Source organism: Herminiimonas sp. CN, from assembly GCF_000622895.1.
GTDB lineage: Bacteria > Pseudomonadota > Gammaproteobacteria > Burkholderiales > Burkholderiaceae_D > AVCC01.
Window position 1 is genome coordinate 48,239 of the sequence record NZ_AVCC01000008.1, and the last position, 15,305, is coordinate 63,543.

Below are 15,305 nucleotides of genomic sequence, written 5' to 3' on the forward strand. Positions count from 1 at the left end.
CTGCGGCGCCTGCCATGGAGAGCAAACGATGCCGTCTTCTTGTGTTCGATCGGAGCCGCAGCCTGATGCGGGTGGACGGCTCACCCTGCACACCCGCCTCAGCCTGCTGCTGACCGCCGTGGTGGCAAGCCTGATGCTGGTGCTGGGCGGGCTGTGGCTGAGCAATACCCGCGACAGCATTCATGAGGAAGTCGAGGCCGCCACCCGCGTCTGCGAACAATGGCTGAACGTGCTGGCAGGCGAAGCGCGCGCGGTACCGTCCGCCGGCGATCGGCTGCTGGCCGATATCAAGGCAGTCGGACGCATCCGCGCCAATGCACTCGAAGTCATCGATGGCACGGGCCAGCGCATCTACCTGTCGCCGCAGCCGACCTACAAGGCGGGCCGCGCCTCCCCGGCCTGGTTTGCACGGATCACCGAACCGGTTTTTGTGCAGCGCCGGATTGCCGCCGGCAGCCTGACCCTGATCCTCACCCCCGATCCTTCACGCGCCGGCCTGGATGCCTGGGACAGCCTGTCTACGATGGCAGCCTGGGCTTGCGCGCTGCTGGCAAGCCTGTTCACCGCGGCACGCTGGGCGCTGAACCGGGCCTTGCATCCGCTCGATCAGATCAAGGCCGCGCTCGAACGCACCGGACTGGGCCGTTTCGATACCCGCTTGCCGGTCTATGCCAGCCGCGACCTGAACCGCCTGGCCACTGCCTTCAACGGCATGGCGGATCGCCTCAATGAAGCGGTCAACGACAATGTCCGCCTCGATAGCGAACGGGAACTGTCGCGCCTGCTGCAGGCCCGCCTTGAAGCGGAGCGGCGCAGCATTGCCCAGGAATTGCACGACGAGCTGGCGCAAGGCATCACCGCGGTGCGTGCGCTGGCCGGCGCCATCGTCCAGCGCACCACCGAACACCCGGCCCTGCATGCGCACGCACAAAGCATCATCGCGGTCACCAACCAAATTCAGGAAGGCATACGCCACATCCTGCAGCGCCTGCGTCCGCTCGGCAATGATGCGGCAACCGACCTGCAGCAGGCGCTGCAGCACTACCTGGAACTCTGGCAACAGCATTACCCGGACCTGACTCTGCATGCGGACATCCGTACCGGAACGCTGCAGGTCGGCGACGCACTGGCGCTGGCCGTGCTGCGCATCATTCAGGAAGGCTTGACCAACGTGGTGCGCCACGCCGCCGCAGCGCAGGTGCAGCTGACGCTGCACACCCGGCAGCAGGCTGACGGCGAGTGGCTGGAACTGACGCTGGCCGACAACGGGCGCGGCCTCTGCGGCACCGCCAGCGGCAATGCAGGCTGCGGCTTCGGCCTGACCGGCATGCGCGAGCGGGTCGCTGCGCTGCAGGGCGAACTATCGATCGCCAGCATGGCGGGCGGCGGCACATGTCTGCGCGCGCGCCTGCCTGCGAACCGTATGCAGGCCAGCCAGGCTTCCCAACAAACGTAGTTACATATTGCATATTTTTAATGGAGCACTTGCCATGAACACTGTCCTGAACCATCTGACCGTTCTGCTGGCCGACGATCACGCGATCGTCCGCATGGGTTTTCGTCTGCTGCTGGAAGGCGCCGGTGCCGCCAAGGTGATCGAAGCCGACAGCGGCGAGACCGCGCTCAGCCGCTATGCCGAGGCGCAACCGGATGTGCTAGTGATGGATATCTCGATGCCCGGCATGGGCGGGCTGGCTGCGCTGGTGCGCCTGCGCAGCCGCCATCCGGCGGCGCGCGTGCTGATGCTGTCGGCGCACCATGACGCGATTACCCCCGTGCGTGCGCTGAAAGCCGGTGCGCTGGGCTATCTGAGCAAGCGCTGCCCGCCGGAAGAGCTGGTCAGGGCGGTGCATCAGGTCAGTCGCGACCAGCGTTACCTCGACCCGGAACTGGCGCAATCAGTGGCGCTGGCGCATCTGACCGGCGACGCCGATCCGGCCGGCACCCTGACCGACAAGGAACTGCTGGTTTTCCTGCAACTGGCCCAGGGCCGCTCGGTCAATGAAGTGGCGCACGACTTCCATCTCAGCCCGAGCACCGTCGGCACCCATCTGTACCACATCAAGCAGAAACTCAATGTCCACAACGCGGCGGAAATGACGATGGTCGCACTGCGCGGCGGTTTTATTGAAGCCTGATCAGGGACTCGTCCCTAAGTTTCAAGCTTGCAGCCAGCCCTTGTCCTGCGCCAGGTCGATGAACGCCTGCGTGCCGCGGCTGATCTCCTCGCCGTTGCCGGGGAATGCCGTCTGCAGGTCGATGACGATGTCGGCGACGCTGCGCTGCCCGTCGCAACGCTTGAGTATTTCACCGGCTGAACCATTCAGTTTGATCAGTCCTTCCGGATACAGCAGGATATAGGCCGCCTGGCTTTCTTCCCAGCGGAACACATAGTGGGACGACAGCCGGGGAACGACGTTGGCAGACAGGGTCATGATTCGATCTCGCAAGGTCAGGGTAAAGGACGGAGGCGGCAGTCAAAAGTCTGCCGCTTCCGAAAACGCTTAGCGCGTATAGACGTAAGCGGTCACTTCGAAGCCGAGACGGATTTCGCAGTAGGCAGGGTTTTCCCAGATCATCATGTATCTCCTAGATTGTGGTGCGGCGACATGCTGCACCTGTACCGATTATTCGCGCATCGAGCGGCGCTCGCCAGCGCGTCCTATCCAAAAACATCTCGTGAAAATCATGAGCCGTGATTCACGCCGGCGCCAACCCGGCCAGCAGCGGCGGCAGGCAGGCGCTGCCCTGTTCGGCGAAAACGCGATGCACCTGAATGCCCGTCGCACCGGCGCCCAGCGCGGCCCGCACCTCGGCGCTGCTGCGGATGCCGCCCACCGCCACCAGTTGCGCCGTGCCGTCGATGCGCTGCGCCCATGCCTGCAGCCAGTCGAAACGCTCAGGCCGCTGCGGCAGTACCGCGATCACCGTATCGAAGCCCGTCGCCAGCGCCATTTGCGCCGCCGCCGGCAGCGGCGGCCCCTCCAGCGGCAGCTTGAGCGCCAGCGCCACGCGGCGCTGGCCGCCGGCCGCCAGCCGCACGCGCTCGTTGGCAACAGCGGCCAGCGCCCTTGTCAGCAGTGCCGCATGCTCCGCCTCCAGCAGAGGCCGGTAGGCCGCCGCACTCAAATTGAAACTCAGGTAATCGGCGACCGGCCACGCCACCTGCAACCCGGCCAGCCAGTGCGCGCCCAGCGCGGTCAGCTCTGCGCCCTGCCCCAGACCCAGGCCGATGCCGATTTGCGCCCTATTCTGACTCTCCGGCAGGCGGGAACCCAGCGCTGCAAGGCGTTGCGCCAGCAGCGCGACGCCCGGATGGCGGCCCGGCTCCGGGTCGGGCGTAACGGTGCCGAACTCGACGCTGTCGAATCCGGCCGCCAGCAATTCGGCGGCGCGGCTGCCATCACGGTCGATTCCGCCTGCCAGTCCCAAGCGCGGCAGGGAAAACATCATCCGTAACGCCGCATAAAGTCGGCCATGCAGGCAATCAGCGCCGCCACACCGGCTTCCGGCATCGCGTTGTACAGGCTGGCGCGCAGCCCGCCGATCTGGCTGTGGCCGCGTAAATTAGTGAGGCCGCGCTCCTCTGCCGCGGCAAGAAAGGCCTCGGTCAGCGCCGCGTCGGCCAGGTGAAAGCGGACATTGCTTGTGGAGCGATGGCCGATCGCCACCGGCGCATGGTAAAAGCCGCCGCTGGCATCGATCGCCGCATACAGTTGCGCCGCCTTGCGCCGGTTGATTTCGCCCATCGCGGCCAGCCCGCCATTGTCGGCGATCCAGTCGAACACCATGCCGGCCAGGTGGATCGCGACGGTCGGCGGCGTGTTGACGCAACTGTGCTGTTCGGCCTGGACCCGGTAGGAAAACGGCGTCGGCACCAGCGGCGCCGGCCGCTGCAGCAGATCCTCGCGCACGATCACTAGCGTCATGCCTGCAATCCCGATGTTTTTCTGCGCAGCGGCGTAGATCAGCCCGAAGCGCGACACGTCCAGCGGCGCGGTCAGCAGGGACGAAGTCGCGTCCGCCACCAGCGGGACGCTGCCGCAGTCGGGCAGCGCCGGGTAGGCGACGCCATCGACGGTTTCATTGGGCGTGATGTGGCAATACGCGCTGCCGGCCGGCAGCTGCCAGCCATCCAGCGGCGGCGCCGCCAGCGGAGCACTGCCGGCGAATTGCGCGGCCAGCGTCACTTCGGCGTAGCGCGCGGCCTCGGCCATCGCGCGCCGCGACCAGTAGCCGGAATCGGCATAGGCGGCGCGGCGCGAGTGGCCCAGCAGATTGAGCGGCACCATCGAAAACTGGTGCATCGCGCCGCCGGCCAGGAACAGGATCCGGTAGTTGTCCGGCAGCGCCAGCAACTCAGCCAGGCGCTGGCGGGCGTGCGCCAGCATGGCGCGAAAGGCGGCGCCGGTAAACGGCCGTTCGGCAACACAGGCGCCATCCGCGCCGCGCCGCAGCAACTCCTGCTGCGCACGCGCCAGCACTGCGTCCGGCAAACGGGCCGGGCCGGAGGCAAAATTGAAGGCGCTCATTTGAACAGGTAAGCGCCGCCGTGCGCGCCCGCCGCCATGAAGAACAGCAGCGGCAACGACAGCATGGTGTTGGTGCGCGACGACAGGTGGCTGATGCGCGAACAGCGCAGCCGTTCGGCGATGGTTGCCGGCACCAGCCCCAGCACCTTCTGCTGGTGCGGCCACAGCACGAACCAGGCGTTGAGCATCATCAGCGTGCCGATATACATGCCGATCCCGATCGGCGCCAGCGCGGCGTGCAGGCTCAGCGCTCCGCCCAGCGTGCCGCGATGCCACAGCATCAGCAGCCCGGCGCTCCAGGTCACCACGGATGCCCAGCGGAACACGCCATGCTCGCGATGCAGCAGCGCCTGAAAGCGCGGGCTGTCGTCGTTGCTCAGATCCTCGGCGCACAGCGGCCGATAGGTCGGCCGCTGCACCACGCTGGAATAGTTATGGCCGACCCAGATCAGGCCGGCCAGAAAGTGTACCCAGCGCAGCAGCAGATCGAATATCGCGGCTTCCATGGCAGCCTCACAGAATCACAAAATGCAGCAGCGCCAGCAGCGCCAGCGTCAACAGCGCACCCAACATCAGAGTGCCGGCCGCCGTGTCATAGGGATGGCGCATTCATTCCTCCATGAAGGCGGTCGACATCACGCCGTTGGCGCGCCTGACCAGCGGCTTGTGGAAGCGGATCGGCTGCGCTGCCGCCTGCACCGCGGCCTGGATCAGATGATGGTGCGGCGATTTGCTGCAGGCCGGATCGGTATTGCCGGCGTCGCCGGTCAGCAGGAAAGCCTGGCAGCGGCAGCCGCCGAAATCCTTCTCGCGTTCGTCGCAAGTCCGGCATGGTTCTGGCAACCAGTCCAGTCCGCGATATTTGCGAAACAGCGGCGACTCGTGCCAGATCCAGTCCAGCGGCTGATCGCGCACCGACACGAACTCCAGGCCCGGAATCATGCGCGACTCCTGGCACGGCATCGCCACGCCGTCCGGCGCAATGGTCAGGTGGATCGCGCCCCAGCCGTTCATGCAAGCCTTCGGGCGGTCTTCGTAATAGTCGGGAATCACGTAATAAATCGCCATCTTCTTGCCCAGCCGTGCGCGCCAATCCTGCACTACCGCTTCCGCTGCGCGCACCTGCTCCAGGCTCGGCATCAGCTCTTCGCGATTGATCAACGCCCAGTTGTAGTACTGCAGATTGGCCAGTTCCAGGTATTCGGCGCCGAGGCCGGCCGCATATTCGATCATCGCGCCTACCTGAGAAATGTTCTGGCGCCCGACCGGCATGTTCAGCACCATCGGAAAGCCGTGCGCCTTGATCAGCCGCGCCGCTTCCAGCTTCAGCGCATGCGCCTTGGCGCCGACCAGTTCATCGGTCAGCGCGGCCTCGGTCGATTGCAGCGACAGCTGGATTTGCTTCAGGCCGGCCTGTTTCAGCGCGATCAGGCGTTCTTCGGTCAGGCCGACGCCGGAAGTAATCAGGTTGCTGTACAGGCCGATTTCCTCGGCGTAGGCCACCAGCTGTTCCAGATCCCTGCGCTGCAGCGGCTCGCCGCCGGTGAAGCCGACCTGCAGCGAACCCAGCGCGCGCGCTTCGCGCATCACGCGCCGCCACTCGTCGGTCGACAGTTCGAGCGCCGCGTAGTTCTCAAAATTGAGCGGGTTGCTGCACCACGAACATTTCAGCGGACAGCGGTAGGTCAATTCCAGCGCCAGCCACAGCGGCTTGCCCTGGCCGTCCAGACTCACTCCGGCAGATTCCTTGGGCATGGCGACATCCTTTCCGATAGACAAATGATCCGGAACGCCCGGAGCATGACGGCTATTATCGAATGATGAAAAAAATGGGAACACCAGAAATACGGGAACCGGGCATCGCGAATGGCTGGAGCCGAGCCTAGCGATTTTCTGTAGCGGTCGCCTTGCGCGCCCTGAAACAGCGCTGGGCCGAATAGAATAAGATGCCGGTATGTCGATAAACACTGTGTTTATCGCATATTTTATATGCCATCATGAAAAATACATGCCGCAGTATTAATCAGCAATCGATGCGGCATTGATTGCCATTTACCGCATGCAGGAATGCACCGTGCATGATTTTTCCGGAGGAGGTGCAAGCTGCCCTTCCAGCAGTTGCGGATAGCGCTCCAGCAGGGAAGCATGCAATTTCTGCACCGCCGCGTCTTCGATAGTGCGCGGGCGCGACAGATCGACCGGCAGGTCCAGGATGATCCGGGAAGGCCGGGCCGACAGGAACAGCACCCGGTCGGCCAAGCTGAGCGCTTCGCGCAGGCTATGGGTGACGAACAGCACGCTCGGGCGCGTGCGCTGCCACAGCTCTTGCAGCAGGGTTCGGAGCTGATCGGCGGTGGGTGCATCGAGCGACTGAAACGGCTCGTCCATCAGCAATACCTCCGGCTCGACGATGAAGGCCCGCAGCAGCGCGACCCGGCGCTGCATGCCGCCCGACAATTGGCCGGGGAACAGCGCACCGCAGCCCGGCAGGCCGACCAGTCCCAGCATATCCTGCAGCTGCACCACTTGCTGGAGCCGCGCTTGCGGGGCCAGCACCAGCTCCAGATTTTGCTGCACGGTCAGCCACGGCATCAGGCGCGGCTCCTGAAACATGAAGCCGATTGTGGGTCGTGCCGGCGCCGCCCCGGAACGCAACGCGATGCTGCCGTCCAAATTCCGATCGAGCCCGGCGATCAGGTTCAGCAAGGTGGTCTTGCCGGCGCCGGACGGGCCGACTATCGCGATGAACTCGCCTCGCTGTGCGGAAAATTGCAGGTTTTCAATCGCACAACAACCGTTGGGATACGCTTTCTTGCGGATATCGACTGTCAGCGTCATGCGCGCCACCGGTTCAGGTAGGTTTCCAGCGGGCGCAACAGCAGCGCCTCGATACCGAACACAACCAGCGCAAAGGCCAGCGTGTAGGCCAGAATACCGGTGATATCAAAGAAATGGAAAAAATTACCGATCTGAAAGCCGACGCCGTTGCTGCGTCCCAGCAATTCCACCACCAGTACGATTTTCCAGATCAGCGCCAGGCCATTGCGGGCCGAACCGAACAGATACGGCGCCAGTTGTGGCAAGTACACCTTGAAGAACGTATCGCGGCGTGACAGTCTGTACACCCGCGCCACCTGCAGCAGATTCTGGTCGACCGCGCGGGCGCCTTCGCGCAGGCTGATGATCACCATCGGGATCTTGTTTACAGCCACCGCGATTACTGCCGCCGTTTCCGACAGCCCGAACCAGATGTAGCACAGGATGATGGTTACCAGCGCAGGAATGTTCAGCCCAAGAATCAAGAGCGCATCAAGCAGGCGATCCCAGATCTTCGATGCACCCATCAGGATGCCGAGTGCCACGCCGATCAGCATCGCAATGGTAAAACTGAGCGCGACCCGGCGCAACGTCATGCCGAGATGGAACAACAGATCGCCGGTGCGCAGTTCTTGCCAGAGAGTCGATATCACCGCACTGGGCGGCGGCAGGGTTTTGCTGTCCAGGCTTATCGCCAGCACTTGCCACACGCATGCCACCAGCAATACCGGCAGGATACGCGTCCAGCGGCTCCCGAATCGCGTACTGGGGCGGACCGGGTTCAATGCCGGATTCAAGGTGCGCTGCATGGCGGCAGGGAGAAGCCGGGCCAGAAGGTGCCGCTTGCCAGACTCTTCGATTTACCTACCAGTTTTTCACCGCCGGTGTCGGCCAGCACTTTGAAGGTGGCCGCGACAGCAGTCATGGTGGCCGGATCGGAACAGGTCGGAATACCTGCGCGATATTTTGACCGCAGCGCCTTGAATACCGCATCGTTTTCAGCCCGCATTTTTGGCCTGAGCTGGTCCCATTGCACGTCCGAACTGGCGAGAATCGCTTTCGCCTCATACGATGCGGCCAGGAAGTTTTTGACCGTTACGGTATTGGGCGCGGCCCAATCTTCGCGGAACACCCAACCGATCAGCGGAATCGGCTTGTCAATTCCCAGCCCGTGCAGAATTTCCGGCAGCTCGATCAATGCATGCATCCCGGCCACCTCCAGGCGGGCCGCATAATGCCATGCGTTCAGCGCCGCATCGACTTGCCCACGCAGGGCCAGCTGGTTCAGCAGCGGCGGCGCGGCATAGCTCGGCTCGGTGAATTGCGTCAGATCGACACCGAGCTTCTTCTGTGCATAAGCGCGCAGCAGCAGCCAGGTTTTATCGGACGGGCCGCCGGCTATGCCCAGCTTCTTGCCGCGCAAATCAGCCAATTGCCGGATGCCACTATCGGATTTCACCATCACCGAACCGACGGCATTCGAATACGGGACAAAGGTGTACAGATTGGACTCGGCGCGCTGGCGAGTGACCCAGATCCAGTCGGACACGATCATGTCAACCGCGCCTCCTTGCAGCGCTACAGTAGAAGCGTCGCCGGATGCCAGCGGCACAATCTGCAAATCGATGCCGCGCTTTTTTGCCAGCTCCCGGCTCTGAATTACGCTCAGCTCCCAATTGACGGTGCCGAATTCCAGCACGCCGACACGCAGCGGCGTTAATGGTTTTTCAGCCGCGCGCGCAGCAATCATAGGAGCCAGCAACAGCAGGGCCGCCAGAATGCGAAGCAGGAAACGGGTAGGCATGGTGCTGCTCCAAACAGTGTTTATCGGGCGGATTTGATCAAACCCCGCTGCGGGTCGTAGCCGACGGCTGCAATCAGGTAAAAGACGATGGTGCTGGCAACAACCACCGCCAGCGACGTAGGTTCGATCTGTCCATACAAGGCAAAACGCAGTGCTTCAATGGCATGGGTAAATGGATTGAAGCGGGTAAGGAGGTAGATCCACTTTGCGCCCGATTCCTCGATTTTCCACAGCGGATACAAGGCGGTGGACAGGAAGAACATCGGAAAAATCACGAAATTCATGGTGCCGGCGAAGTTTTCCAGTTGCTTGATGTAGACCGACAGCATCAGACCGAAGGCCGACAGCATGAACGCGCCCAACGCCACGACCGGCATCGCGATGGCGATTTGCCGCAGGCTCAGATCGATGCCGAACAGCAGCGCCAGCAAGAAGAAGGCGATGACCTGCAAGACTGACAGAAAAGTGGTGCCGAGCAGCTTGCACGCCAGCAGATAGGCGCGCGGCAGCGGCGCTGTCAGCAGCAGCCGCATCACGCCCATCTCGCGGTCGTATACCATCGCCAGCGACGATTGCATGCCATTGAACAGGCACACCATCATCGCCAGTCCCGGCACCATGTAGACCCGGTATTCGACGTAAGTGTCGTAAGGCGGCAGGATCGCCACCCCGAATACGTTCTGGAATCCGGCGGCAAAAACCACCAGCCACAGAGCCGGACGCACCAGCGACGAAACCAGACGCCCCGGCTGGCGCAGGAATTTATGGATTTCGCGGCCGGCGATCGCGCGCAAGGCCAGCAGGGCGTGCGCGGTTCTCATTTTTTCCCGCCGGCGGGACTATCGCTTAAATTGCAGGGCGATTCCTTCTGGTCGGCACCCAGGGTATCGAGGTTATTGGTCGGGTGCAAAAAACCGTCGAACGGCGCTACCCCGGCGATACCGCCGCCAATGCCGCCATGCGCCAGAAACACCGGTTGCCGCAATTGCTGGTCCCAGGGGCGAAACGAGAGTCTTGCACCCTTGAAACCGTCCAGCGCCAGATCCGGGCTGCGCAACGCGTTCCGGTGCTGGCGTGCATCCGGCACTTTGAGCGCGACCTCGAGTATCGCCTTGGTGGCAATCCATGCCGCCCAATCCGCGCCGGCCATCGGACGATTCGTTATCTTCTTGAAGCGCCGCGACAATTGCGGCGCGCCGTAGCGTTCCCAGGAAGTTTGCCAGGCTTCGGCCACCAGTCCGGCGCTGCCAACCACCGGTCGCGGCAGATTGGTGCGATACGGCACATCGCGCGCAAATTCGCCGTCGGCGTCCACCACCCACACCGCATCGGCATCCACTCCCGCAGTGAGCAAAGCCACATTGCCCAGATCGCGCTCGCGCGGATCATTCGACAGCTTGAATGTTTTATCGGCCACCACCTTGATGCCGTAGCGCTTGATTGCTTGCCGGGTCGCGCTGATGCGCGATGCATCGGCGGCTACCGTGCTGGTCAGCAGCAGGACTTTGGTCCACTTGTGCGCAGTCAAAAATTGCGCGGTAGCATCCGCCATCATCGATTCGTCCGGCAGCGCATGGAACAGGTTCGCGCTGCAGGCGGCGCGGCGCAAATTATCCTCGGGCGCCGACACATTGAACAGCAGCACATCGGTGCCTTGCAGTGCCCTGCTCAACTCCGCCACAGACGCGCCGGGTAGATCAAGCAAGAAATACCGGAAGCCCTTCTGCGCCATTGCAACGATCTGGGCGCGCGCCTGCTGGATATTATTCAGCGGCACATCCTGCAAGGTGACTTTCAGCCCCGCATTGGCAAGCTGGAAATCCGATTCGGCGATGGCGACCTCCGCGCCCGCCTTGGGCCGTCCCAGCGGGTGGCCGGGGTAGCTCTTTTCCAGCAGCTTGGTTGCATAGCGCGCATCGTCGGGAGAAAATACAACGCCGATCGTCAAGCCACGCGCCTGCGCGGCGCTGCCCACAATTGCCAGCAGCGCACCCGCAAACAACCCTTGCCAGCGACCAGCCCTGCAATTGCGCTGTAGCTTAATCATCGATCACCACGCTGTGCGGCACCCGACCGGCTTTCACCGTTTTCACCGCGCGCCCCCTAGCCACGTCCACCACCGAGACATCGTCCGACAAACCGTTGGCGACATACAGCGCCGCATTGTCGCGTGACAGCGCCAGGCCCCAGGCGCGCTTTCCGACCAGAATCAGGTTCTTCACCGCCCGACTGGCCACATCGACTACCGCCACATGATTGGCCTTGCCCAGCGCCACGAAGGCGGTCTTGCCATCGGTGCTCATCACGATACCCACCGGAGTCACATCGTCCGCGCGAAAGCCCTTGGGCTGAAACTTGATGGTGCCGGCGACAGTATTGTCGGCAGTGCGGATAATGCTCACCGCTCCGCCCAGTTCGCAGGTGACCCATAGTTCCTTGCCGTCCGGGCTCAGCGCAAAACGGCGCGGCCGCTTGCCGACTTCGATATTTTTGACGATTTTTCCAGTGACAAGATCGATCACATGCACCATGCCGGCACCTTCGGAAGTTGCATACAGCGTCTTGCCGTCCGGCGTCACCAGTACGCCTTCCGGCTCCGCACCGACTTTGAACTGCTTGAGTACTTTTTTGCTGGCAAGATCCACCGCTACGATGGTTGCCTCGTCCTCATTCGAAAAATAGAGCTTTTTGCCGTCGGGCGACAGGTCAAATATCTCGACACCCTCTTCCAGAGGAATTTTTTCAATTATTTTCCTTGTGGAAACATCAATCACGATTGCACTGCCATCATCACCGCAGGCAGCAATCAGGCGCTGATGGTCAGGCGTCAGTTGCATGTGGCGCGGTCGCTTGCAGGCCTTGATCGAGGCAACCTGTTGTTGGGTCTTGCCGTCCAGCACGGTAATCAGGTTGTCTTTTTCACTGGAGATGAACACCGCTCCGGTTTGCTTGGCCAAGGCAGGCACTGCAAACAGCAGCGCAATCGCAACCGTCATTGCGCCCGCCGGCAGAAATTTTCGCATTGTTATTTTCATGATGCCATCTCCCCTTTTGTTTTATGCGGTCAAACGTAAAAAAGCATCGGTCAGGGTCGCGCATTCCTGACTGGCAAGCAATTCTGCCGAGAGTCCATCGAATTGCACCCGGCCCTTGGCCATCACGATGATGCGGTCCGCGCTCTCGGCTTCATCCACCAGGTGCGTGGCCCACAGGACCGCCATGTTCTGTTCCTTGCACAGGGCTTTGACGTCCGCAATGATCTGCATGCGCGAAGCCGGGTCAATGCCGACCGTTGCTTCATCCATCAACAGTAATTTGGGGCGTGTCAGCAAGGCGCGCGCCAGTTCCACCTTGCGCCGGTTGCCTCCGGACAGAACCCGTGCACTATCCTGGGCGCGCTCCGACAAGCCAAAGCGCGCCAGGCAGGCGGCAATGCGCTGTTTTGCCTCGGCTCGCGCAATGCCGTGCAGATCGGCCTGAAATTGCAAATTGGCGATAACGCTCAGATCCAGATCCAGGGCCGGTTGCTGAAATACAATCCCCAGGTGCGACAAGGCTGAAATCGGGGTTTTGCCGATGTCTGCTCCGCAAATCACGGCACTGCCCTGGTCGGCAGTGAAGAGTCCGGAGAGAATTTGGAACAGCGTGGTCTTGCCAGCGCCGTTGGGTCCGAGCAGCACCAGGAATTCGCCGGCGGCAACGTGGAGACTGACGTTATCCAGCGCCTTGCGCTGGCCGAACGATTTGCAAATGGATGTCACGCCTAGCGTCAAATCAGCTCCCCTGTTGGCAGGATTCTCAGGTCTGGCCCTGTTGTTCCAAGGTAGCATACTCATCGTCGGTGAATAAGCGCGAACGCGTCAAAAAACGCTTGCCTGACCCGTTTTCCAGCGAAAACATGCCGCCATTGCCGCTCACCACATCGATTATGAGTTGCGTGTGCTTCCAGTATTCGAACTGCTCCGCTCCCATATAAAACGGCGTGCCATCCAGATCGCCCAAATGGACATCGGAATCGCTCACCGCAAATTCACCGGCCGGATAGCACATGGGCGCACTGCCGTCGCAACAGCCGCCGGATTGAAAGAACATCAGCGGTCCGTGTTTGGCGCGCAGTACCTGCAGCAGATCCAGCGTCTCCCGGGTTGCCATCACGCGAGGGATTGTATGCGTCATATCAACTCCATGAAAAAATGCAGCGCGCCTTGCAACAAGCAAGGCGCGCTCAAGACCTCAAGGCTTAAAAGAAGCCCAGTGCCTTAGGACTATAGCTGACCAGCAGGTTTTTGGTCTGTTGGTAGTGGTCCAGCATCATCTTATGGTTCTCACGGCCGATACCGGACTGTTTGTAACCACCGAACGCAGCGTGGGCTGGGTACAGGTGGTAGCAATTGGTCCAGACACGACCGGCCTGAATCGCGCGACCGACACGGAACGCACGCGAACCGTCGCGGGTCCACAAGCCGGCACCCAGACCGTACAGGGTATCGTTGGCGATTTCCAGCGCTTCCGCTTCATCCTTGAAGGTGGTGACCGACAGCACCGGCCCGAAAATCTCTTCCTGGAAGATACGCATCTTGTTGTTGCCGAGGAATACTGTCGGCTTGATGTAATAGCCGCCGGCCAAATCGCCACCGAGGTTGTTGCGTTCGCCGCCGATCAGCTTGTTGGCACCCTCCTGCGCGCCGATGTCAATGTAGGACAGGATTTTTTCCATTTGTTCCTGAGAAGCCTGGGCGCCGATCATCGTGGTCGCATCGAGCGGATTGCCCTGCTTGATGGCGGCTACGCGCTTGATCGCGCGTTCCATGAATTTTTCGTAGATCGACTCCTGGATCAACACGCGCGATGGGCAGGTGCAGACTTCACCCTGGTTCAGCGCGAACATCGCGAAACCTTCCAGGCACTTGTCGAAGAATTCGTCATCCGCATCCATCACATCGGCAAAGAAGATGTTCGGCGATTTACCGCCCAGCTCCAGCGTGACCGGGATCAGGTTTTGCGCCGCGTATTGCATGATCAGGCGGCCAGTACCGGTTTCGCCGGTGAAGGCGATCTTGGCGATGCGTTTATTGGAAGCCAGCGGTTTGCCTGCTTCCAGGCCAAAACCGTTGACAATGTTCAATACGCCGGCAGGCAACAGATCGCCGATGACTTCCATCAAGACCATAATCGAGGCCGGCGTCTGTTCCGCCGGTTTCATGACCACGCAATTGCCGGCAGCCAGCGCAGGCGCCAGCTTCCAGACCGCCATCAAAATCGGGAAATTCCACGGAATGATCTGACCGACTACGCCGAGCGGCTCATGGAAGTGATACGCGTAGGTTTCGGAGTCGATCTGGGAAACGCTGCCTTCCTGGGCCCGGATGCAGCCGGCAAAGTAACGGAAGTGGTCAATCGCCAGCGGAATGTCAGCGGCCATGGTTTCACGGATCGGCTTGCCGTTGTCGATGGTTTCGGCTGTAGCGATCAATTCAAGATTGGCTTCCATCCGGTCGGCAATCTTGTTGAGGATGTTGGCGCGTTCGGCCGGGGAAGTTTTGCCCCATGCATCCTTGGCCGCATGCGCTGCATCAAGTGCGAGCTCAATGTCTTCTGCGGTGGAACGCGCGATTTCGCAGAAGGGCTGACCGGTAATCGGTGTGACGTTGGCGAAATATTCGCCCTTGACCGGCGCCACGAACTTGCCGCCGATGAAATTATCGTAACGTTGTTTGAAGGGGTTCTTGACGCCTAATTTGCTGATGTCTGCGAGATTCATGTCGTCCTCATTCCTAAAGTGATTATGTGATTGGTCTTTGCAACAAGTGCGCCGTGCACATGACTCCCAGTGCAAACACCATGCCAGATCGGCTTTTATCGCAAAAATCTGGAAATCCCTTATTGCCTGGGGCACTAGCATGGTGTTGCATGATCAAGGGGACCGAGAAACGGCAAAATGCATTTTTGAAAGTGATTGTTTTTTTGAACACAGCAGGAATTACTGTTGCAAATTGATTCAATGCTGCAATTTGATGGCAAAAATGTGTAAGTCGAATCGAATCACCAAATACAGAATTGCGAATTATCAAATAATTTGCCTCGATTTCAGCGGCATATCAAAAACACATGATAAATGATCCAATGCAAATTATATTTTTCAAAAAATGCAT

The 15,305-nt window shown here is 61.1% G+C and carries 17 protein-coding genes; 2 read left to right on the plus strand and 15 right to left on the minus strand.

What is annotated here, in order from left to right; all coding sequences use genetic code 11:
• The first annotated feature begins 28 nt into the window (after positions 1 to 28).
• Both HMCN_RS0103475 and HMCN_RS0103480 read left to right on the plus strand, forming a co-directional pair.
• On the plus strand, positions 29 to 1,456 hold the full coding sequence (locus tag HMCN_RS0103475) for an ATP-binding protein (RefSeq protein ID WP_025916069.1): 1,428 nt from the start codon (positions 29 to 31) through the stop codon (positions 1,454 to 1,456).
• Positions 1,457 to 1,490: 34 nt separating this feature from the next.
• Positions 1,491 to 2,138: a response regulator transcription factor gene (locus HMCN_RS0103480; protein WP_025916070.1), complete on the plus strand. Its 648-nt coding sequence runs from the start codon at positions 1,491 to 1,493 to the stop codon at positions 2,136 to 2,138.
• Between the two features lie 21 nt (positions 2,139 to 2,159).
• Here HMCN_RS0103480 and pqqD read toward each other — a convergent pair whose 3' ends face one another.
• The 15 genes from pqqD to adh form a co-directional block, all read right to left on the minus strand.
• Positions 2,160 to 2,435, minus strand: a complete 276-nt coding sequence (gene pqqD, locus HMCN_RS0103485; protein ID WP_025916071.1) for a pyrroloquinoline quinone biosynthesis peptide chaperone PqqD — start codon at positions 2,433 to 2,435, stop codon at positions 2,160 to 2,162.
• A gap of 69 nt (positions 2,436 to 2,504) precedes the next feature.
• A complete protein-coding gene (pqqA, locus tag HMCN_RS20070) occupies positions 2,505 to 2,582 on the minus strand; it encodes a pyrroloquinoline quinone precursor peptide PqqA (protein ID WP_193366390.1) in 78 nt (25 codons plus the stop codon).
• A 118-nt stretch (positions 2,583 to 2,700) separates the two neighbouring features.
• The gene (locus tag HMCN_RS0103490; protein WP_155837367.1) at positions 2,701 to 3,453 is read right to left on the minus strand and encodes a dihydroorotate dehydrogenase; all 753 of its coding nucleotides are present in this window, start codon (positions 3,451 to 3,453) and stop codon (positions 2,701 to 2,703) included.
• Entirely contained in the window at positions 3,450 to 4,532 is a 1,083-nt protein-coding gene (gene serC / locus HMCN_RS0103495) for a 3-phosphoserine/phosphohydroxythreonine transaminase (protein WP_025916073.1), read from the minus strand. The genes HMCN_RS0103490 and serC overlap by 4 nt, the downstream gene beginning before the upstream one ends.
• Positions 4,529 to 5,038, minus strand: a complete 510-nt coding sequence (locus HMCN_RS0103500; RefSeq protein ID WP_025916074.1) for a urate hydroxylase PuuD — start codon at positions 5,036 to 5,038, stop codon at positions 4,529 to 4,531. Before HMCN_RS0103500 ends, serC begins: the two co-directional genes overlap by 4 nt.
• A 103-nt stretch (positions 5,039 to 5,141) precedes the next feature.
• A complete protein-coding gene (gene pqqE, locus HMCN_RS0103510) occupies positions 5,142 to 6,287 on the minus strand; it encodes a pyrroloquinoline quinone biosynthesis protein PqqE (protein ID WP_025916075.1) in 1,146 nt (381 codons plus the stop codon).
• 297 nt (positions 6,288 to 6,584) lie between these two features.
• Positions 6,585 to 7,370, minus strand: coding sequence for an ABC transporter ATP-binding protein (locus HMCN_RS0103515; protein ID WP_025916076.1), 786 nt, complete (start codon positions 7,368 to 7,370; stop codon positions 6,585 to 6,587).
• On the minus strand, positions 7,367 to 8,158 hold the full coding sequence (locus tag HMCN_RS0103520; RefSeq protein WP_025916077.1) for an ABC transporter permease: 792 nt from the start codon (positions 8,156 to 8,158) through the stop codon (positions 7,367 to 7,369). The genes HMCN_RS0103515 and HMCN_RS0103520 overlap by 4 nt, the downstream gene beginning before the upstream one ends.
• Positions 8,143 to 9,153, minus strand: coding sequence for an ABC transporter substrate-binding protein (locus HMCN_RS0103525; protein WP_025916078.1), 1,011 nt, complete (start codon positions 9,151 to 9,153; stop codon positions 8,143 to 8,145). Before HMCN_RS0103525 ends, HMCN_RS0103520 begins: the two co-directional genes overlap by 16 nt.
• Before the next feature lie 20 nt (positions 9,154 to 9,173).
• Positions 9,174 to 9,974, minus strand: a complete 801-nt coding sequence (locus tag HMCN_RS0103530) for an ABC transporter permease (RefSeq protein WP_025916079.1) — start codon at positions 9,972 to 9,974, stop codon at positions 9,174 to 9,176.
• Positions 9,971 to 11,200 (minus strand): ABC transporter substrate-binding protein, encoded by a 1,230-nt coding sequence (locus HMCN_RS0103535; protein ID WP_025916080.1) that lies wholly within the window; start codon positions 11,198 to 11,200, stop codon positions 9,971 to 9,973. The genes HMCN_RS0103530 and HMCN_RS0103535 overlap by 4 nt, the downstream gene beginning before the upstream one ends.
• Positions 11,193 to 12,176 carry a PQQ-dependent catabolism-associated beta-propeller protein gene (locus HMCN_RS17225; protein ID WP_051566738.1) on the minus strand — a complete coding sequence of 328 codons (984 nt, stop codon included), beginning with the start codon at positions 12,174 to 12,176 and terminating at the stop codon, positions 11,193 to 11,195. The genes HMCN_RS0103535 and HMCN_RS17225 overlap by 8 nt, the downstream gene beginning before the upstream one ends.
• Positions 12,177 to 12,209: 33 nt before the next feature.
• On the minus strand, positions 12,210 to 12,914 hold the full coding sequence (locus HMCN_RS17230) for an ABC transporter ATP-binding protein (RefSeq protein ID WP_238551929.1): 705 nt from the start codon (positions 12,912 to 12,914) through the stop codon (positions 12,210 to 12,212).
• Between the two features lie 37 nt (positions 12,915 to 12,951).
• Positions 12,952 to 13,329, minus strand: a complete 378-nt coding sequence (locus tag HMCN_RS0103550; protein ID WP_025916081.1) for a DUF779 domain-containing protein — start codon at positions 13,327 to 13,329, stop codon at positions 12,952 to 12,954.
• Between the two features lie 64 nt (positions 13,330 to 13,393).
• Positions 13,394 to 14,914: an aldehyde dehydrogenase gene (gene adh, locus HMCN_RS0103555; RefSeq protein ID WP_025916082.1), complete on the minus strand. Its 1,521-nt coding sequence runs from the start codon at positions 14,912 to 14,914 to the stop codon at positions 13,394 to 13,396.
• Between the last annotated feature and the right edge of the window lie 391 nt (positions 14,915 to 15,305).

Bases quoted from the DNA above. Each gene is read 5' to 3' on its own strand.
- HMCN_RS0103475 (WP_025916069.1), top strand. From the start codon at position 29: ATGCCGTCTTCTTGTGTTCGATCGGAGCCGCAGCCTGATGCGGGTGGA.
- HMCN_RS0103480 (WP_025916070.1), top strand. From the start codon at position 1,491: ATGAACACTGTCCTGAACCATCTGACCGTTCTGCTGGCCGACGATCAC.
- pqqD (WP_025916071.1), bottom strand. From the start codon at position 2,435: ATGACCCTGTCTGCCAACGTCGTTCCCCGGCTGTCGTCCCACTATGTG.
- pqqA (WP_193366390.1), bottom strand. From the start codon at position 2,582: ATGATGATCTGGGAAAACCCTGCCTACTGCGAAATCCGTCTCGGCTTC.
- HMCN_RS0103490 (WP_155837367.1), bottom strand. From the start codon at position 3,453: ATGATGTTTTCCCTGCCGCGCTTGGGACTGGCAGGCGGAATCGACCGT.
- serC (WP_025916073.1), bottom strand. From the start codon at position 4,532: ATGAGCGCCTTCAATTTTGCCTCCGGCCCGGCCCGTTTGCCGGACGCA.
- HMCN_RS0103500 (WP_025916074.1), bottom strand. From the start codon at position 5,038: ATGGAAGCCGCGATATTCGATCTGCTGCTGCGCTGGGTACACTTTCTG.
- pqqE (WP_025916075.1), bottom strand. From the start codon at position 6,287: ATGCCCAAGGAATCTGCCGGAGTGAGTCTGGACGGCCAGGGCAAGCCG.
- HMCN_RS0103515 (WP_025916076.1), bottom strand. From the start codon at position 7,370: ATGACGCTGACAGTCGATATCCGCAAGAAAGCGTATCCCAACGGTTGT.
- HMCN_RS0103520 (WP_025916077.1), bottom strand. From the start codon at position 8,158: ATGCAGCGCACCTTGAATCCGGCATTGAACCCGGTCCGCCCCAGTACG.
- HMCN_RS0103525 (WP_025916078.1), bottom strand. From the start codon at position 9,153: ATGCCTACCCGTTTCCTGCTTCGCATTCTGGCGGCCCTGCTGTTGCTG.
- HMCN_RS0103530 (WP_025916079.1), bottom strand. From the start codon at position 9,974: ATGAGAACCGCGCACGCCCTGCTGGCCTTGCGCGCGATCGCCGGCCGC.
- HMCN_RS0103535 (WP_025916080.1), bottom strand. From the start codon at position 11,200: ATGATTAAGCTACAGCGCAATTGCAGGGCTGGTCGCTGGCAAGGGTTG.
- HMCN_RS17225 (WP_051566738.1), bottom strand. From the start codon at position 12,176: ATGCGAAAATTTCTGCCGGCGGGCGCAATGACGGTTGCGATTGCGCTG.
- HMCN_RS0103550 (WP_025916081.1), bottom strand. From the start codon at position 13,329: ATGACGCATACAATCCCTCGCGTGATGGCAACCCGGGAGACGCTGGAT.
- adh (WP_025916082.1), bottom strand. From the start codon at position 14,914: ATGAATCTCGCAGACATCAGCAAATTAGGCGTCAAGAACCCCTTCAAA.